This window comes from Sphingobium sp. LB126, from assembly GCF_002795205.1.
GTDB classification, from domain to species: Bacteria; Pseudomonadota; Alphaproteobacteria; order Sphingomonadales; family Sphingomonadaceae; genus Sphingobium; species Sphingobium chungbukense.
In genome coordinates, this window is the sequence record NZ_NETV01000001.1 from 554,006 (window position 1) to 570,486 (window position 16,481).

Below are 16,481 nucleotides of genomic sequence, written 5' to 3' on the forward strand. Positions count from 1 at the left end.
CGGGTTTGCACGCATGGCACAGAATATCTACGATCATCCCGAATTCTTCGCGGGCTACAGCCAGTTGCCCCGGCAAACCATCGGATTGGACGGAGCTCCCGAGTGGTCAGCGGTAGAGGCCATGTTGCCCGATCTGAACGGCAAGCATATCGCTGACCTTGGATGCGGCTTCGGTTGGGCCTCACGCTGGATGCGGGAACACAGTGCTGCCTCGGTACTCGGCTTCGATCTGTCGCAGAACATGATCGCCCGGGCGAAACGCGATACGGCAGATCAAGCCATTGAATACCACATTGCGGACATCGAGACGCTGGACTTGCCCCAGTCGGCGTTCGAACTGGTCTACAGCGCTCTGACATTTCACTACATCGCAGATTTTGGACGCTTGGTCCGTATGATCTCCAAAGCTCTGACCGCCGCCGGAGACTTGGTTTTCACGATAGAGCATCCGATCTTCATGGCAGCCGCGCACCCGCATTGGATTATCGACGAGGACGGTCGCAAGACCTGGCCCGTCAACGGCTACTCGGTCGAAGGCGAACGGCGCACCGATTGGTTTGCGAAGAATGTCGTGAAGTACCATCGCACATTCGCTACGACAATAAACACACTGATCGGCGCAGGATTTGAATTGCAACGGGTCGAAGAATTCGCGCCGATGCCGGCGCAGATCGTACGGATACCCGAACTGAGGGAAGAGCTTGAGCGCCCGATGATGATGCTGGTCTCGGCGCGCAAGGCCAAGCCGCCAGAATGAACGCCGACTTTTCGGACATTCACCGACCCCGATTTGCTCCCTGAACCCGCCTTTCATTCATCGATAAACGTGTCGAGATTGGTGGCCGGGTGTGGGACTTTCCTGCCATTCAACAGTACAACCGTGAACGACGGGTTTCGGGTGTGTCGGCCGTTCGCGGGGCGAGGCGCGGCAAATGGCCGGCATCAGCGATGGCGTGCTACGGCTTTCGATTGGGCTTGGGCATTTGGACGATCTGATTGCTGGTCTGGAGAAGGGGTTTGGTGCATGAGCGAGACCCCGGATTCGATCCCGCTCTGCCGCTTTGAGGAGTTGGTTCGCCGAGAAAACTGGCAAAGGGCGGCACGCGCCTCAGGTTCGGTCGCATCGCCGAAGAAGCTCTCCGCTGCCGATGACCTCAAATGTGGTGGGGTCGATATACCGGACAGGCTCTCCGGTAGGTAAGCGGGGTCTGACGCTTTCAATTACCCACAAGTGGTCGCGAACGTGATTCCGTTGGCCGCATGAGCATTGCTCGCCTGGAATCAGGCATGATTCATTCCCTGGCACCTAAAGCGGTTGGCGGGGTGCAACGTGGAGACGTCCGTTTTCGATGCGGCAGGATGGGCTGACGGGGAAGTCGATCCCGCCGCCTTTCGTGATAAGCGACTGGCCGAACGGCTTCGAACGATGCTTAAGCAGATGGCAGGAGCGATTGGCGCACCGATACCGATGGCGTGCCAGGACTGGGCCAATACCAAGGCGGCCTACCGTTTTTTGTCTAATGGCTCGGTGAACGAGGGAGACATACTTGCCGGGCATTTCCAGGCGACACGGGCACGCGCGGCGGCGCTTGAGGGGTTCATCCTGGTTTTACAGGACACCACCGAATTCTCCTATCAAAGGCGCAATCCTGAAACGATTGGCGCCATCGGTCTTGCGCCGAGCCGGCGTGATGAGAATGGTCGGCTTCGGCTTCATACGGTCTGCGGCCTGCTCATGCACTCCAGCCTTGCGATCACAACCGAGGGATTGCCACTGGGTCTGACAGCGGCGAAATTCTGGACCCGTACCAGGTTCAAGGGCGCCAACGCGTTGAAGCGGCGGATCAATCCCACGCGCGTGCCGATCGAGGAGAAGGAGAGCTACCGCTGGCTCGAGAATATGCGCCAATCGACCACCCTGCTGGGCGATCCGGAGCGACTGGTTCACATTGGCGATCGGGAAAACGACATTTACGAGTTCTTCTGCGAAACACAGGCGCTCGGCACGCATTTCCTGGTCCGCACCTGTGTCGATCGTCTGGCTGGCGACGGTGGCCATACGATCGCCGACGAAATGAGCGAAACCACCGTGCAAGGCATGCATCGGATCACCATTGGCAAAGACGATCATGCCGACATCGAACTACGCTATAGGCGAATCCAAGTTTTGCCGCCGATCGGAAAGCAAAAGCGCTATCCTTCCCTCAGCCTGACCATCTTGCATGCCCGTGAATGTGGAACGCCTGAAGGGCGCCCCCCAATCGACTGGCGGCTCATCACCGATCTGCCGGTAACAACGCCTGACGAAGCCATCGAAAAGCTTGACTGGTATGCCCAGCGTTGGAAGATCGAACTCTTCCACAAGATACTCAAATCTGGCTGCCGAGCCGAAGATGCACGGCTGCGGACCGCCGAACGCCTCGCCAATCTGATCGCCATATTCTGCATTCTGTCATGGCGCCTGTTTTGGATGACCATGATCAATCGCGCCGCTCCTGACGCCTCGCCTCGGCTGGTCCTGACCGATGTCGAAATTACCCTGATCGACCGCCTCGCAGCTTCCCGAAAGAATGAACCGCCAGGCAGAACCCTTTCCGACTATCTAACCCAAATCGCCCGGCTCGGAGGCTATCTTGCGCGAGCCCATGACCCGCCGCCTGGCAACATCGTCATCTGGAGAGGATGGTCTCGCCTGATGGACATCAAAATCGGTGCCAACGTCAGCCGCAACACTTGTGGGTAATTGAAAGGGTCTGACGGCCGCCTTGCGCGGCGCCCAATCGCCGGGATGATTGCCGCTCTTTGAGGGGAGTGGCGGGTGTCGGACGAGATCGAGGTTTCAGCTAGCGGTGCAGCGACTACTCATACGAGCGGTCGTATGAGTAGTCGGATAGAGATCGTTAGCCGGGTGTCGGGCCGGCGACGGTGGACGGTGGAGCAGAAGCTGGCCGTCCTGCGCGATGCATTCGGCCCGGAGGGCTCCGTGCGTGCGGCCTGTGAACGCCATGACGTCGGCAGCGGCTCGATCTACACCTGGCGGCGCCAGGCGATGTCCGGTGAGCTTGCCGGAGTTCGCAAGCTGGCGGAGCCGGCATTTGCAGAGGTGCAGATCAGCGAGCAGCCAGCCTTGCCCGCGCCGACGGTCGCGGCACGCAGCGACGGAGTGATCGGCATCGAGCTGCCGTCGGGCATCAGGGTGAACGTGGACGCCACGGTCGATGCCGATGCCCTGTCGCGGGTGATCGGTATCCTGACGCGATGATCCCGCTGCCGCCCTCAACGCGGATATTCCTCGCCTGCGGCGCGACAGACATGCGCAAGGGTTTTGACGGCCTTGCTGTGATGACGCAGCAGATTCTGGAGCAAAGCCCGCATTCCGGCGCGTTGTTCGCCTTTCGCGGCAAGCGCGGCGATCTGGTTAAGCTGCTTTGGTATGACGGCCAGGGCATGTGCCTGTTTTCCAAACGGATGGACCGGGGCCGGTTCGTGTGGCCATCGACCAAGACCGGGTCGGTGGTGATGACGGCGGCCCAGCTTTCCATGCTATTGGAAGGCATTGACTGGCGGCGGCCGGAACGCACTTTTACCCCGTCACTCGCGGGCTAGAACGCCCATTTTCCGGCACTTTTTCTGGCATCCCGGCGGCTGTTCCGCTATAGGATCGCGGTGTTGGACGCAGGCCTTTCCACCGCTGACAAAGACGCTCGGATCGCCGAGCTCGAAGCTGCTTTGGCGGCCGCCCACGCCGATATTTCTGCCCGCGACATCCTGATCGACACACTGCGCGTGCAGATCGCGCGCCTCAAGCGGATGCAGTTCGGCAAGTCGTCCGAGAAGCTCGATACCCAGATCGCACAGCTTGAACTGGCGCTCGAGGAACTGGAAGGCGAGGCCATTGTCGCCGCCGCGCGTCGAGGCGGTCCAGTAGCCATCGATCGGCCATCGCCTGTTCGGGCGCTGCCCGCCCATTTGCCACGCGAAGATCGGCGGATCGAACCTGAGAAGGGCAACTGCGCCTGTCCCGACTGCGGCGGCGCGTTGCGGCCTCTGGGGCAGGATAGCGACGAGATGCTTGATGCGGTGCCGGTACAGTGGCGCGTGGTTCGGACCATCCGGCCCAAGTATAGCTGCCGGTCCTGCGAGAAGATCGTGCAGGCGCCCGCGCCGGTAAAAGCCATTGCCCGGGGCAAGGCGACCTTCGGCACGCTGGCCCACGTCGTCGTCTCCAAGTTCGATCATCATCTGCCGCTTTACCGCCAGGCCGAGATCATGGCGGCGCAGGGCATCGAGATCGACCGCTCGACGCTGGCGGGCTGGGTTGGACAAGCATCCGTGCTGCTCGACCCGATCGTCAGTCGCATCCGCGAGGTCGGCCTGACCGCTTCGAAGATCCATACTGACGATACGCCGGTTCCCATGCTTGATCCGGGCCGCGGCAAGACGGCAACCGGCAGGCTCTGGACTTACGCCGTCGACGATCGCGGCTCCGGCGCCACCAACCCCTCGCTCGTCTGGTATGAGTTCACCACCGATCGCACCGGCGCGCATCCCCAGCGGCAGCTGGCCAACTTCACCGGCTATCTTCAGGCCGACGGCTATGCCGGTTATGACAAGCTCTACGACACGAACCGCGTCACCGAGGTTGCTTGCTGGGCGCATTTCCGGCGGAAGATATTCGACATCCACGCCACCAAGCCGACGTCGCTTACCGCTGATCTGCTGGAACGCATTGGCCAGCTCTATGAGATCGAGGCAGAGGTTCGAGGCCAGCAACCCGATATCCGACGACGAAGCCGGCAGGACCGCACCCGACCATTGATCGACGAGCTGCGGCAGGCACTCGACGATGCCCTGCGCCGTCTCTCGCCCAAGTCCGAGATGGCCAAGGCGATCGCCTATGGCCGCAAGCGCTGGGTCGCGCTGACGCGCTTCCTTGACGATGGCCGTCTGGAGATCGACAACAACATTGCGGAGCGCGCCATGCGCTGCGTGGCCCTGGGCCGTAAAAACTGGCTGTTCGCCGGATCAAAGGCGGGCGGCGACCGCGCGGCGGCCGTCTATTCCGTCATCGAGAGCGCCAAACTCAATGGCCTCGAACCGCAGGCCTATATCGCCGACGTCATCGCCAAGATCGCTGGCAATTGGCCTGCTGCCCGCTGGGATGAACTCATGCCGTGGAACTGGCGTCCAGATCAGCAACCGATCACCGAAGCCGCTTGAACCGCGGTCCTCAGGCCACGCTTACTCCGGTAGAGAGAGCTAGGCACTGTGCACCTGGGTAACGGCGTCGGCCGGGTTTCGTTTCAGCTTGACCGAAGTATTGAAACTCCAAAACGGTGATCGGCGAGCCATCTTCTCCCTCACAACGATAGCGCGCGCATTCCTCCTCCATCGGCAGAGCCTCTATACCGCTTCGGGTGCAAAGAGACTGAGCATATCGACCCGCCTCGCCAACAGGTCGTCGAGCGTGTAGCTGTCGAGCACGGCCATGAATGCGGCAAGCGCCTCGCGAAGAACGCCCGTCGCTCCGCACGCCGGCGCGATGATGCAGCTTCCGCAATCGACCAGATCGAACCCATCCTCCGTGTGCCGCACGACCGATCCGATGATAATCTCACCCGGCGGTCGCGCGAGCCGAATTCCGCCAAGACGTCCCCGAGCGCTCGCTACAAAGCCTGCTTTTCCGAGGTCGTGAACCACCTTCATCAAATGGTTTTGCGAGATCGCATAGGCACCCGCCATCTCGGAAATCGAGCATAGCCGATCAGGCCGCGCTCCAAGGTAAAGCAGCACCCTAAGGGCATAGTCGGTGTAGCGCGTCAGCTTCATGTCGCTTCCCGGTCACAGCGCCCAATCGACGCTGCACTAATATATATGCATTCTTGTTGCATGTTTCCAACCCGGTGATACATGTAGCATAGATACATGATTTCGGAGTCGGTCAATGGATGACGATAGGCAGGTTGACGAAGAAGGGCTGAGCCGTCTCGTGACGCTGTTCTATGCGCGGGTACGAGAGGATGCCGAGCTGGGGCCGATCTTCAACGACGCGATCAGCGATTGGCCGGAACATCTCGAAAAGCTGGCGGCATTCTGGTCATCGGTAATGCTCACCAGTGGTCGATACAAGGGTCAACCGGTGCCGGCTCATTTAAAGCACAAATCGCGTATTACGCCGGCGCTCTTCGACCGATGGCTAACGCTTTGGGCTGAAACGACCAACGAAATGATGTCGCCCGAAGCCGCCGCCGCTTTGCAAGCGAAAGCGAAGCGGATCGCCGAAAGCCTGCAGCTCGCCGTGTTTTTTCGGCTCGATCGGCAACGCGCGGAAGGCTCGGCAATCAATTCCGATACGCTGGATTGCCCAAGGCGGAGAGTGCAAAGCCATGCCTGACATCCTTCCCTATCGTTCCACACCGGTGTTTGATCAGGATACGCTACCGGCTGCCTTGCGGGCGCGACACGATACCAAGGCCGGTGTCTGGGGCCTGATCCGCGTTTTGGAAGGCGAGCTTAAGCTCACCTATCTCGATCCGCCTTCGGAGATCGTGCTGACACCGAACCAGCCAGGATTGGTTCTGCCGCAGCAGCCGCATTTCGTGACGCCGATGGGGTCAATGAAGATGCAGGTCGATTTCTACGATCAGCCGCCCGCGCGCTGACATTGCCGGAAATTTCGACGCATTTCAGAAGGAGAAGTTCATGTCGCAACCTCTTAGCGATCAGACGATCGCGCTCGTCAAGGCGACCGTTCCCGCGCTGGAAGCGCATGGTCTGGACATCGTACACGAAATGTATTCCCGGATGTTCCAGAACCCGGAAATCCGCGACCTTTTCAATCAGTCGCATCATGGCGACTCCGGATCGCAGCCGCGTGCGCTCACGGGCGCCATTCTCGCCTATGCCAGCAATATTGAAAATCTCGGTGCGCTTGCGCCTGCTGTTGAGCGGATCGCGCAAAAGCATGTGGGCCTTCAGATTTTGCCCGAGCACTATCCGCACGTTGCCGAGGCGCTCCTTGGCGCGATCAAGGCGGTGCTGGGAGATGCAGCAACGGAGGAAATCCTTGCGGCATGGGGCGAGGCCTACTGGTTCCTCGCCAATATCCTGATCGCACGCGAGCAGCGGGTCTACACAGAGCAGAAGGACGCGGCGGGCGGATGGAATGGCTGGCGTGACTTCCGCGTCGAAGACGTCTTGCGCGAGAGCAGCGTCATCAATTCCTACATTCTCCGCCCGGTCGATGGCGGACCCGTCATGCAGCACAAGCCGGGGCAGTATCTGACTTTCTGGCTGGAGATTCCCGGTCATCCGCCGGTCAAGCGCAACTATTCGATTTCGGCCGCCCCCAATGGGGAAACGTACCGCATTTCGGTCAAGCGTGAACCACATGGCCTGGCCTCAGGATGGTTCCATGACGAGGCTAGGCCCGGAACGGTGCTAAAGGTGGCCGCGCCAGCGGGGGAGTTTTTCCTTGCCGATCATGTCGAACGTCCGGTCATCCTCCTGTCCGGTGGGGTAGGTCTGACCCCGATGGTGGCGATGCTCGAAGCGCTCGCGCAGAGCGGCGCCGAAGTACCCGTTCATTATATTCACGGGACCCATGATCGCGACACGCATGCGATGCGCAACCATGTTCGCGCTGTCGCCGGCCAGGGCAAGGCGGTGTCGGTTACTGATTTCCATCAAACTCCGCTTGAAGGCGAAGCGCAGGGCCAGGACTATGATGTCGCCGGCATCATCACCGATGAGTGGCTCGTCGCCAACACGCCGGTCGGTGAAGCCGACTACTACATTTGCGGACCGCGCCCGTTCCTGCGTCACGCGGTTTCGACCTTGTCGCTCGCCGGCGTGCCGTCCGACCGAATTCACTACGAATTTTTCGGCCCGGCGGACGAACTGCTGGCAGCCTGATGGAGTAGGGGATGGGCGATATCACCATAGCCCGGGCAATTCATGTCCTGGCGGTTATGTTCTGGATCGGAGGCGTTGCCTTTGTCACGCTCGTGGTGATGCCGTTCATTCGCCGTGCGCATCCGCCAGCTGATAGGCTGGCGGCCTTCCACAAGCTCGAAGGCAGTTTCGCGGCGCAAGCGCGTGTGTGGGTGCTGCTTGCCGGCGTCAGCGGCTTCTGGATGGTGGAGCGCGGGCAGATGTGGGATCGGTTCGCCGATCTGCGTTTCTGGTGGATGCACGCGATGGTTGGCCTCTGGGCGATTTTCGCGGCGATGCTGTTCGTGATCGAGCCGCTGTTTCTTCATCGGCGCATGGAGGAGTCGTTGAAGCCTGCCGCAGACTTCGATCGCATGGAGGTCGTTCATCGCGGGCTTCTGGGTCTTGCAGTGGTCACGCTTCTCGGCGCCGTGGCAGGCAGTCATGGATTGCTGTGAAGGAATTGACTGGTGACCGGCATCGTGCCGATTGGCTGCTCGGAGCAGCCGTGGCGGGAACCCGGAGCGGACTAGCGCGCGATGTCGAGATACATTCCGATGGTGGCGGTAAGGTGATTGCCTTCCGCAATGTGGTGCGCGGCATCGAGCGAGCGCTTCGTTTGTTCGCCGGGCTGCGTCGGAAGTACACGTCAGCACCGACGCTACTGCGCACCGCAACGATCAACGGTCTGCCCGGCTATATCAGTATCGATCGTGGCGACGTGCTCCAGACCACCGCGCTCGAGGTGCGCGATGGGCGCATCGCGGCGATCTATATAGTTCGTAATCCCGACAAGCTCCGTCATCTGGTGGCAGCTTTCGGCACAGACGGTCATCCACAACACGGCCGCTGAAGGTCGTGAATTAGTCGGAAGCAGCGGCAGTTCGGTAGCTCGGCACTGTGGCCAGAGCCGCCGACAAAGTGGACGTTGAGCAGACGATCGTGGTTTCCTGAAGGCGGACGTTTGTTCAGACGTCCAGGAAGGACAGTGATCGAGTTCGGCGACGACGATGAGGCGCATGGATTTGTGTCCTGTTGCATGAGGCCGCAACCAGCACGGCCTCATGCCCCCCGATCACGCCAGCAGGATGGCGGGGCGCATTCGGCCCGCGTTTTGCCGCTGTCAGAGCTTGGGCGTGACGCCTTGCCCTTGGCGCTTGCGCACCGCTTCTGTCCGCAGTTGCTCAACCCATCGCGCGGACTGGCGATCTTTGGCGATCATGCCGCCTTGATCGACCAGCCAGACATAGAACTCTGGGATTGGAAACGCGGGATCGTTCGCAGGCCCGCCCCAAGTATAGCGGAGCACCGTGCCGCATCGCGCCACATCGACGGACGTTCCCATTGTGCGGCGCAGGTTGGGATGCTGGCTCCGTCCCATGCCTTCAAGCACCTCGACGGCACGGGGGGGCAGCAGCGTTTCGTTGCCGCCGTCCACGGCAATTCTGGCATTGGTGCTGACCGCGCACACAGGCTTGCCCTGTTCACTCCACTGTACGACGGTGGTTCCCGTGTTCGGCAGGTAATGGGTTTGGGCGGGACCATATTTTGTGGTCAGGGCAGTGACGAACTGCTGTCGCGTCGGCGGCGTCTTATTTCCCCGCGAATAGCGGTGAATGGCATAGACCCGCGGCTCCGCTGGCGGGCTGGCGAACCAAATCCTGAGCCGTGAATCGCCCGCGCGAAATTCCAGTTCATCGAGGAAGGCAGGCGTTTGAAACCCCGTGACGCCATCCGAGTAAGGATAATGCGCCATGCGCTTGTTCACGAGTTGCGCGTTCGGGTCGAACGCCTTGATGGCCCGCGTGACCTCGGCCTCGGTCATGCCGAGCCTGATGCCCGTGATATCCAGCTTGTCGGCCGAAACCCCTTGCGTCTGCGCCGATGCCGCCATGCCGGATACCGCGCCCCAAACCAACGCACCGCCCAGCAAAATACTTCGCATTCTTCTCATGTGATTGCCTGTCTTTTTCGTGGATGGAGGGGATTCACGCGCCTTGCAGCAGCTTCGCCGCCTGCGCGTAGTTGTGCGCCTGCCAGAGCGTGAAGCCGCCGAAGCCGATGAAAAAGACGCCCACGAGGATGAACAGCAGCGGGAAGCCTACCGCCGTCATAAGGCCGCCCATGATGTAGCCCGGCATGGCAGGCGTGGCGTAGATGGCGCGGGTGCGGTCATTCCGTAGCGCCAGTGCCTGAAACGTGCCGTTCTTCACACGTCCGGCCAGCGTGACCGTCTCGCCATCCTGCACGTCCGGCATATTGGGAAGCTTGATCTGCACTGAGCGGTCATCGACGCGGAAGGCCAGCGCATGGCCTGTGCGGACAGACCCGCCACTCTTGCCGATAACCCCCTCGGTCACGGGGGCATGGCGAATGCCGGAGACAACTCCTGTCATCGTGGTGAGAGACATGCGTTTACTTTCGTTGGGAAGAAGCGGGACAGGCGGCAAATGACGGCGCGAGGCGCTATCCCGTCACATCGCTGATATCGTTGCCGCGCCAGTCGGGCGGCATGCTCGATTGGGCGCAGTAGCGGGCGCTACGTTCCCAGCCGTATTCACTCTTGGCGGTGAAGGCCGTATCCCCCGTGAGAGAATAGACGGAAGTGCTGGTTTCCGGCGGCGCGTTGTCCTGCAAATCCCCGCAGGCTTCCGTCACGCGGTAGGTATTCGGCCCCGTTTGCTCGATTTTCTTGAACTCGCAGAAATCCCGTGCACCGCCGATGCCGTTCCGGCGCAGCAGCGTCGTGGTGGCGTTCGAGGCTTGGCCGCACGGCGTATCGCTCTCGACGTAATAGCCGCGCTTGAGCGGCAAGGCCGCGATGGTGGCCGCTTGCGTCTTGACCGGAACGGCTTCCGTTGCAGCGGGCGCGGCGGCTTGGTTTGCGGCGGCGATATCAGCTTCGGCGGTGGCCATCCCAGCCGTGTTGCCGGACTCCGTTGCCTCGGCCCCGTCTGTGGCGGCGGCATTCTCTGCCGTCGCAGCGTTCTGGTCGCAGGCGGCAAGCCCCGCCGCGAGCAGCAGGGGTACGATAAGGTGACGGGCTTTGCTCATGACATCTCCGCGTGAAAATCCTTCCCTCTATGGTTAAGGTGGCGCGGGCGGGCATTCGTCCCCTAAACAGGGGAGAAAACAGGCACGGCAGGACGGCAGAGCGCCATCCCGCCGTATTGTTCATGCGAGATTGTTGGTGCGGAGATAAAGTTAATCCGCACTGCCAGATGAATGAGGGGGGGGTAACACGGCCATGCCGTCGCAAGAACTCTATGAATCGTCCCGCGTCTCGGGACTGATTGCGCATCTTTACGATGCAGCCATAGACGACGCCTTGTGGTCAGGCACTGCGAAACGCATCGCGGAAGCGCTCGGCTCCACCAGCACCGTTCTTAAATTGCACGGCGACAATGCCCGCGTGAACCTTCTCGAATGCACGGACAACCTGATGGTGTCCGCACGCGAACAGGCATGGGCGGACGACTGGCACCGCAAGGATTTATGGGTGGACCGCAGCGTCGCCTACGGCATGTCACGCATTATCACCGACGAGGATTTGGTGACGCGCGAGGAGCAAGCGCGGAGCGGCTTTTATCAGGAATGGCTACGTCACCTTGACATCCATCACATGATTGGCGCGGTGTTCCCCGCAGCCGACGGGGCTATCGGAGTGCTCGGCATCCACAGGCCGCAAGGTGCCGGAGGCTATACCGGCCACGAGCGGCGGCAGGCGACGCTGGTACTGCCGCATTTGCAGCGGGCGCTGCGTCTCGGGCAACAGTTCGCGGCGGTATCCCAGGCCCATGCGGCCAGTTTACAGGCGCTCGACCGTCTGGATACGGGCGTGCTGATGGTGGACGGCGCAGGCCGCGTCATCCACGCAAGCGACATGGCGGAGCGGCTGCTGCGCGAGAACGCGGAACTGGCGGTTATTCGCGGGCGTCTGTCTCCCTATCCGCCAGCCCTTCACGACAAGCTGCTGGCGCTGATGCGCGATGCGATGGACACGGCGCGTGGCAAGATTACCAAACCCGGCGCGGCGCTCGCCATTCCACGTCAGGATCGCATGCCGCTGACGCTTGAAGTCGCACCCCTGCGCCCCTCAGCTTCCGCCTTTGGTGAACAGCGGACTTGCGTGCTGGTGTTCATCCGCGACCCCGAAGCGCTTATCGCAGTGGCGCGGTTGCGTGAGCTATTTGGCTTCACGCGGACAGAGGGAGTCGTTGCTGCCGCCCTCGGACGGGGAGCCTCGCTGGAAGATATCGCGGCAGGCATGGGGATCGGGCTTGCGACCGTGCGGAGCCACCTCAAGCGCATTCTCGCCAAGACGGGAACGCATAGGCAGGCGGAAGCGGCGGCGTTGTTGGCGCGTAGCGTTTCGACCGTTTCCAGTCACTGACAATATGGGTGCGTCCGGCATTCCGGGTTGGGTGCCCGGTCACTGCAGTGGCCTAAAGGATGTTTGACCCTCACGGCTGACGGCTGCTTGGAGCACACTGCCTTCGCTCTGCGCGATGACGTGCGAATGGCGAGGGTCGTGAATAGCTGCCACTATCGTGCAACTGCTAGCCTTGTAAATCATTGAGGCCTTGGTCCTGCGCATCGAGTGCGTTCCGTATTCGGCGCCGATTTTTTCAAGGAGGATTTGGGCTTCATCTTCGTTCCTTCGTCACTACGACGAAGCCCAAATCCTCCTTAAATCACAACCTCAATCTGTGCCATTGGCGCTGACGGCGGACAGGACGGGCAGTACGCCGCGCGATGCGGTGGCACCATCTTCTGCGCGGCGGCCGCAATGATCTGCTCAGTATCGAGGAACAGCGCGGCCTCTTGGGAGAACTGCAGTTCCTGCGACGTCTGGCAGAGCTCGTCGGCCCCTGGGCGGCGGTGGAAGCATGGAAAGGACCGTCGGGGAGCTCAAGGGATTTCGAGCTGGACGGGTGTCTCGTCGAGGTCAAAGCTCGCCGTGGAGCAGCAAAGCCGTTCGTACAGATTTCCTCCAAGGACCAGCTATCGGACGTCGACGGTTGTCGACTCTTTTTGGTGGTTTCTGCGGTCGATGCGGCGATCAGGCCGGACGGCAAGACGCTAACTGACCACGTCCGCGATCTCGAGACGTTCTATGCGACTGCCGAACCCGAGGCATATCGGCTTTGGGAACAGGCCCTCGCCGATGCAGGGTTCGACTTCGAGGACGATTATTCCGAGCGTTGCTGGACGTTGGGAAAAACGAGCGAGTTCGAGGTCTCGGGCAACTTTCCGCGGGTGGCGGCACCGTTGAAGCCGGGTGTTTCCGGGGTACGCTACAGCATCGCCCTGGACGCATGCGCACCTTTCCGGATTGAGCCTGAAACGCTCGATGCACAGATCAAAGAGGGGCTGGGAGGATGGATGAGCTGAATGAATTTCATCGCGAGTTCCTGGCAGAGGTCCAGGGCGAAGCCGACGCGCAGGGCCTGATCACCACCGAGGCGTTCCTCGAGAAGATGGGCGATATCCTCGACGAGGCGGGCGAACTCTCCTCGTTCGCCCAATGCTACCACGAGGGGACGTTCAAGCGGAAAGCCGTCCAGGTCGATGGCTATGGCTGGGATGCTGACGAGGAGGAGGGCACGCTCAACCTCGTGATCTCAGATTTTCATCGCGATGCGGAAGCGGGGGCAATCGACAAGACTGAGGCGAACCGCCTTTTGTCTCGGCTGGTGCAGTTCGTCATGGCCGCTCTGGATCGGGACTATCGCGAAGGTCTCGAAGAAAGCAGCCAGGCCTATGCACTCGCAGATCTGATCCGGCGCAACTGGAAGAAGGTCGCAAAAATCAAACTTATTCTGGTCACCAACCGGCTGAACAAGTCGAGGACGGACGCCCAGCCCGTGGGAAAGATCGGCGAGATTCCGGTCACCTCAAATGTCTGGGACCTGGCGCGGATCCAGCGTTTCATCGAGGCCGGCCAGACGCGTGAGGACCTCGTCATCGACTTCGCCGAAGATTTCGGCGAGGCAATCCCGGTCCTGCGGGCATCCTATGACGGCGCGCCTCTGGAGAGCTACATTGCGGTGATCCCAGGTAAGCAACTGGCTGACATCTACGACAGATGGGCGATGCCTTCCTTGCGGCACAGCTCGGCGATACTGTCTTCGCCGCGCAGCCCCTCCAGCACGATCCTGATTTTGTCCTCTGCAGAGAAGTGCCGGCGCGTCGCACGCCGTATGTCCTTCACCACCCGCTCAGCTGGGGCCTTCGGCGCCGATTTTTTCAAGGAGGATTTGGGCTTCATCTTCGTTCCTTCGTCACTACGACGAAGCCCAAATCCTCCTTAAATCACAACCTCAATCTGTGCCATTGGCGCTGACGGCGGACACTCTTGACCCTCAGCCAGTTAATGGTACTCATAAGTATCAGAAAATTAGGAGGGGACGTGCTGTGAAGTCGGCACCAAAAGCTTGATCATGTGCCCGGCGCAGCAGTGTGAGACCTTGATATCTTCGAAATGCCCCTCGCAGATATCATTGATCTGCAAGACGCCTAGACGGCCTTTCGCAAGCATGAAGATATTTTATGGACACCAAAAATGAAGGGCATTGGGCGCTTACCAGACTTTGGCGTCAAGCCGGAGCACAACTTCGCATGGCTACGGGCATTGTCTTCCGGCGTCGTGGGCTCGAACATGTCTGGCCTGCCGCAACCTAAGCATAGCCCCCGCGCTTGCCTGCCTCGACGAAAGGAGAATGTATGACGAGCACCAATGAAAATGCACTCACTTTTAAAGGCACGTGGGTGTCACGATACAAGGTGATTCATACCATCCCGGCGACTGGCGATGAGATCTGGCACGTTACGACCGACTATTTTGGCGATCTATCCGGCGTCGGGAACGCTGCAGGCACAGTCAGGGCGGGCTCTCCCGGCTTCATGTTGCGCTCCTTCGTAAATGAGACGGTGTCCATGAACGGAGGATCCCGCGTCGGCACATTTCTCAACTATGGCCCCATAGATGTGAAAGCCAACAACGGCCCCCATGGCATGGTCGCTGATCTCTATGCCGAATTTGGTACGGGTGATTTTGTCGGACTCGGCGGCAAGTTCACTCTCAGTATCGACGCCCTCGATCCACCAAAGGGCGCTTGGTGCCTGGAACTGTTTGAGCCCCTCTGCGACGCGTGATGATGCAGCGGACAGCTGACCATATCTTGGAAAGGAACACGAAATAAAAGCTGTGGTGATGCGGCAGGCGACACACCCATTTGCATCGAAGACGTGACGGTCGCCGACGTCGGGCCGCGCGGGGCACGAATTGCCACGCTCGCTGTTGGGGTATGTCATTCCGATCTGCATTTCGCGAGGGGAGAGCTGGCGCTTCCGCTGCCGACTATCCGCCCCGTGGAAATGTCCATGTGCCTTTATCCAGGCATGATTTAAGCTGTAGCCCGGATCAGTGCTCCCGCCTCCTGCCCCCAAATGTGGGAGGCGGGGCACGGCGTCAGGACGGGCGCCACGCAAAGCACGCATAGTCATTAACGGCGACTTCGCGCCCTAATTCCCGCCGTCCGACCTCACTTGAGACACCCCTAGAAGCGGCCGTTCTGCGTGGTTCAGCGGAGGGCCCTGGTAGGTTGATCTAGCCGACCATTGCGCCTGCCAGATGCTGCAACTTGTCCGGATTGCGAACGATGTAGATCGCCGTGATCTTGCCGTCTCGTATGTCCAGCGCCGTGGTCTGCACGAGGCCGCAGTCAACGCTGATGTAGCCAGGCAGACCATCGATCTCGGCAGTGCTTAGCAGTTGCGCGGTAGGCGCGTTCTTGCGCCGAAGTCCGGCGAACAAGCGCAGCGCGCGATCGAGGCCGCGGATCACATTGCGGAAGGCCAACACCCTGCCGCCGCCGTCCGAATGGATCTCGACCTCTTGGGCAAGTAGTGAGGCAAGCGATGCGGTATCGCCATCACGTGCTGCAACGAAGAAAGCCTGAGTGATTCGGCTTGCCTCGGCTGCTTCCACGCTGAAGCGCGGTCGCGCGGCCTGGACATGCTTTCGTGCGCGAGAAGCCAGTTGACGTACCGCGGCTGGCTCGCGACGAAGCGTCGCGGCGACGTCGCTCAGAGCGACATCGAATACGTCGTGCAGCAGGAAAGCTGCGCGTTCCAGGGGCGAGAGGCGCTCCATGGCGAGCATCAGCGTGACCGTAATATCGTCAGCGATCGTTTCGTCGGGATCGGTCGAGCCCACCAGCGGGTCCGGCAACCACGGTCCGATGTAGGTTTCGCGGCGCGAGCGTGCGGATTTCAGAAGATCGAGGCATAGCCGAGTGATGACCCGCGTCAGATAGGCAGCAGGTGAGTCGATACCACCCTCGACCTGCTCCCATTTCAACCAGCCATCCTGGACGACATCCTCAGCTTCGCTGAACGAACCGAGCATCCGATACGCCAGGCGGATAAGACGCTTACGCTCGCGCTGAAAGTCAGCCAAGCGAGAGCTCGGTTCGATCGTCGTTACCGGCGCCTGCTCCCTGTCGAACCTCGTCATTTTGCGTCGCTCCAATGGTTTCACCGAT

General features: G+C 60.7%; 18 protein-coding genes and 2 pseudogenes. 14 read left to right on the top strand and 6 right to left on the bottom strand.

The window, feature by feature from the left end; genetic code table 11:
* The first annotated feature begins 13 nt into the window (after positions 1–13).
* From CAF53_RS02620 to CAF53_RS02640, 6 genes are all read left to right on the top strand, one after another.
* On the top strand, positions 14–757 hold the full coding sequence (locus tag CAF53_RS02620) for a class I SAM-dependent methyltransferase (protein ID WP_100237242.1): 744 nt from the start codon (positions 14–16) through the stop codon (positions 755–757).
* Between the two features lie 175 nt (positions 758–932).
* The gene (locus CAF53_RS26980; RefSeq protein ID WP_157801191.1) at positions 933–1,028 is read left to right on the top strand and encodes a PLP-dependent transferase; all 96 of its coding nucleotides are present in this window, start codon (positions 933–935) and stop codon (positions 1,026–1,028) included.
* Positions 1,029–1,330: 302 nt separating this feature from the next.
* Positions 1,331–2,743 carry an IS4 family transposase gene (locus CAF53_RS02625; protein ID WP_100238666.1) on the top strand — a complete coding sequence of 471 codons (1,413 nt, stop codon included), beginning with the start codon at positions 1,331–1,333 and terminating at the stop codon, positions 2,741–2,743.
* A 135-nt stretch (positions 2,744–2,878) separates the two neighbouring features.
* Positions 2,879–3,262, top strand: a complete 384-nt coding sequence (locus CAF53_RS02630) for a transposase (protein WP_100237243.1) — start codon at positions 2,879–2,881, stop codon at positions 3,260–3,262.
* Positions 3,259–3,606, top strand: coding sequence for an IS66 family insertion sequence element accessory protein TnpB (gene tnpB / locus CAF53_RS02635; protein ID WP_100237244.1), 348 nt, complete (start codon positions 3,259–3,261; stop codon positions 3,604–3,606). Before CAF53_RS02630 ends, tnpB begins: the two co-directional genes overlap by 4 nt.
* Positions 3,607–3,708: 102 nt before the next feature.
* Positions 3,709–5,220, top strand: a complete 1,512-nt coding sequence (locus CAF53_RS02640) for an IS66 family transposase (protein WP_100238667.1) — start codon at positions 3,709–3,711, stop codon at positions 5,218–5,220.
* A 183-nt stretch (positions 5,221–5,403) separates the two neighbouring features.
* Here the strand turns inward: CAF53_RS02640 and CAF53_RS02645 are convergent, their stop codons facing one another.
* Positions 5,404–5,829, bottom strand: coding sequence for an Rrf2 family transcriptional regulator (locus CAF53_RS02645; protein ID WP_100237245.1), 426 nt, complete (start codon positions 5,827–5,829; stop codon positions 5,404–5,406).
* Positions 5,830–5,944: 115 nt separating this feature from the next.
* Here CAF53_RS02645 and CAF53_RS02650 point away from each other — a divergent pair, with 115 nt between their 5' ends.
* Genes CAF53_RS02650 through CAF53_RS02670 form a run of 5 tightly spaced genes read left to right on the top strand, consistent with a single transcriptional unit; the run spans position 5,945 to position 8,785 of the window.
* A complete protein-coding gene (locus CAF53_RS02650; protein WP_100237246.1) occupies positions 5,945–6,394 on the top strand; it encodes a group III truncated hemoglobin in 450 nt (149 codons plus the stop codon).
* Positions 6,387–6,662, top strand: a complete 276-nt coding sequence (locus CAF53_RS02655; RefSeq protein WP_031308569.1) for a DUF1971 domain-containing protein — start codon at positions 6,387–6,389, stop codon at positions 6,660–6,662. Before CAF53_RS02650 ends, CAF53_RS02655 begins: the two co-directional genes overlap by 8 nt.
* A 40-nt stretch (positions 6,663–6,702) precedes the next feature.
* Positions 6,703–7,914: an NO-inducible flavohemoprotein gene (hmpA, locus tag CAF53_RS02660; RefSeq protein ID WP_100237247.1), complete on the top strand. Its 1,212-nt coding sequence runs from the start codon at positions 6,703–6,705 to the stop codon at positions 7,912–7,914.
* Positions 7,915–7,925: 11 nt separating this feature from the next.
* Positions 7,926–8,390 carry a hypothetical protein gene (locus tag CAF53_RS02665; RefSeq protein ID WP_100237248.1) on the top strand — a complete coding sequence of 155 codons (465 nt, stop codon included), beginning with the start codon at positions 7,926–7,928 and terminating at the stop codon, positions 8,388–8,390.
* A complete protein-coding gene (locus tag CAF53_RS02670; RefSeq protein WP_197707346.1) occupies positions 8,387–8,785 on the top strand; it encodes a hypothetical protein in 399 nt (132 codons plus the stop codon). Before CAF53_RS02665 ends, CAF53_RS02670 begins: the two co-directional genes overlap by 4 nt.
* A 270-nt stretch (positions 8,786–9,055) precedes the next feature.
* Here the strand turns inward: CAF53_RS02670 and CAF53_RS02675 are convergent, their stop codons facing one another.
* The 3 genes from CAF53_RS02675 to CAF53_RS02685 are packed head-to-tail and all read right to left on the bottom strand — an operon-like array spanning position 9,056 to position 10,986.
* Positions 9,056–9,865, bottom strand: coding sequence for a hypothetical protein (locus tag CAF53_RS02675; protein WP_157801192.1), 810 nt, complete (start codon positions 9,863–9,865; stop codon positions 9,056–9,058).
* 55 nt (positions 9,866–9,920) lie between these two features.
* Positions 9,921–10,343, bottom strand: a complete 423-nt coding sequence (locus tag CAF53_RS02680; protein ID WP_100237250.1) for a hypothetical protein — start codon at positions 10,341–10,343, stop codon at positions 9,921–9,923.
* Between the two features lie 55 nt (positions 10,344–10,398).
* Positions 10,399–10,986, bottom strand: a complete 588-nt coding sequence (locus CAF53_RS02685; RefSeq protein ID WP_100237251.1) for a hypothetical protein — start codon at positions 10,984–10,986, stop codon at positions 10,399–10,401.
* Between the two features lie 193 nt (positions 10,987–11,179).
* Here CAF53_RS02685 and CAF53_RS02690 point away from each other — a divergent pair, with 193 nt between their 5' ends.
* Positions 11,180–12,325, top strand: coding sequence for a helix-turn-helix transcriptional regulator (locus CAF53_RS02690; protein WP_100237252.1), 1,146 nt, complete (start codon positions 11,180–11,182; stop codon positions 12,323–12,325).
* A 359-nt stretch (positions 12,326–12,684) separates the two neighbouring features.
* Positions 12,685–13,326: pseudogene (locus CAF53_RS02695) on the top strand (PD-(D/E)XK motif protein); the annotation flags it as partial.
* A 697-nt stretch (positions 13,327–14,023) separates the two neighbouring features.
* On the opposite strand, the pseudogene CAF53_RS02700 reads toward CAF53_RS02695, so the two are convergent.
* A pseudogene (locus CAF53_RS02700) lies at positions 14,024–14,203 on the bottom strand (IS3 family transposase); the annotation flags it as partial.
* A 455-nt stretch (positions 14,204–14,658) separates the two neighbouring features.
* Between CAF53_RS02700 and CAF53_RS02705 the strand changes: the two are divergent.
* Entirely contained in the window at positions 14,659–15,090 is a 432-nt protein-coding gene (locus CAF53_RS02705) for a hypothetical protein (protein WP_100237254.1), read from the top strand.
* A 454-nt stretch (positions 15,091–15,544) separates the two neighbouring features.
* Here CAF53_RS02705 and CAF53_RS02710 read toward each other — a convergent pair whose 3' ends face one another.
* A complete protein-coding gene (locus CAF53_RS02710) occupies positions 15,545–16,453 on the bottom strand; it encodes a sigma-70 family RNA polymerase sigma factor (RefSeq protein ID WP_100237255.1) in 909 nt (302 codons plus the stop codon).
* Between the last annotated feature and the right edge of the window lie 28 nt (positions 16,454–16,481).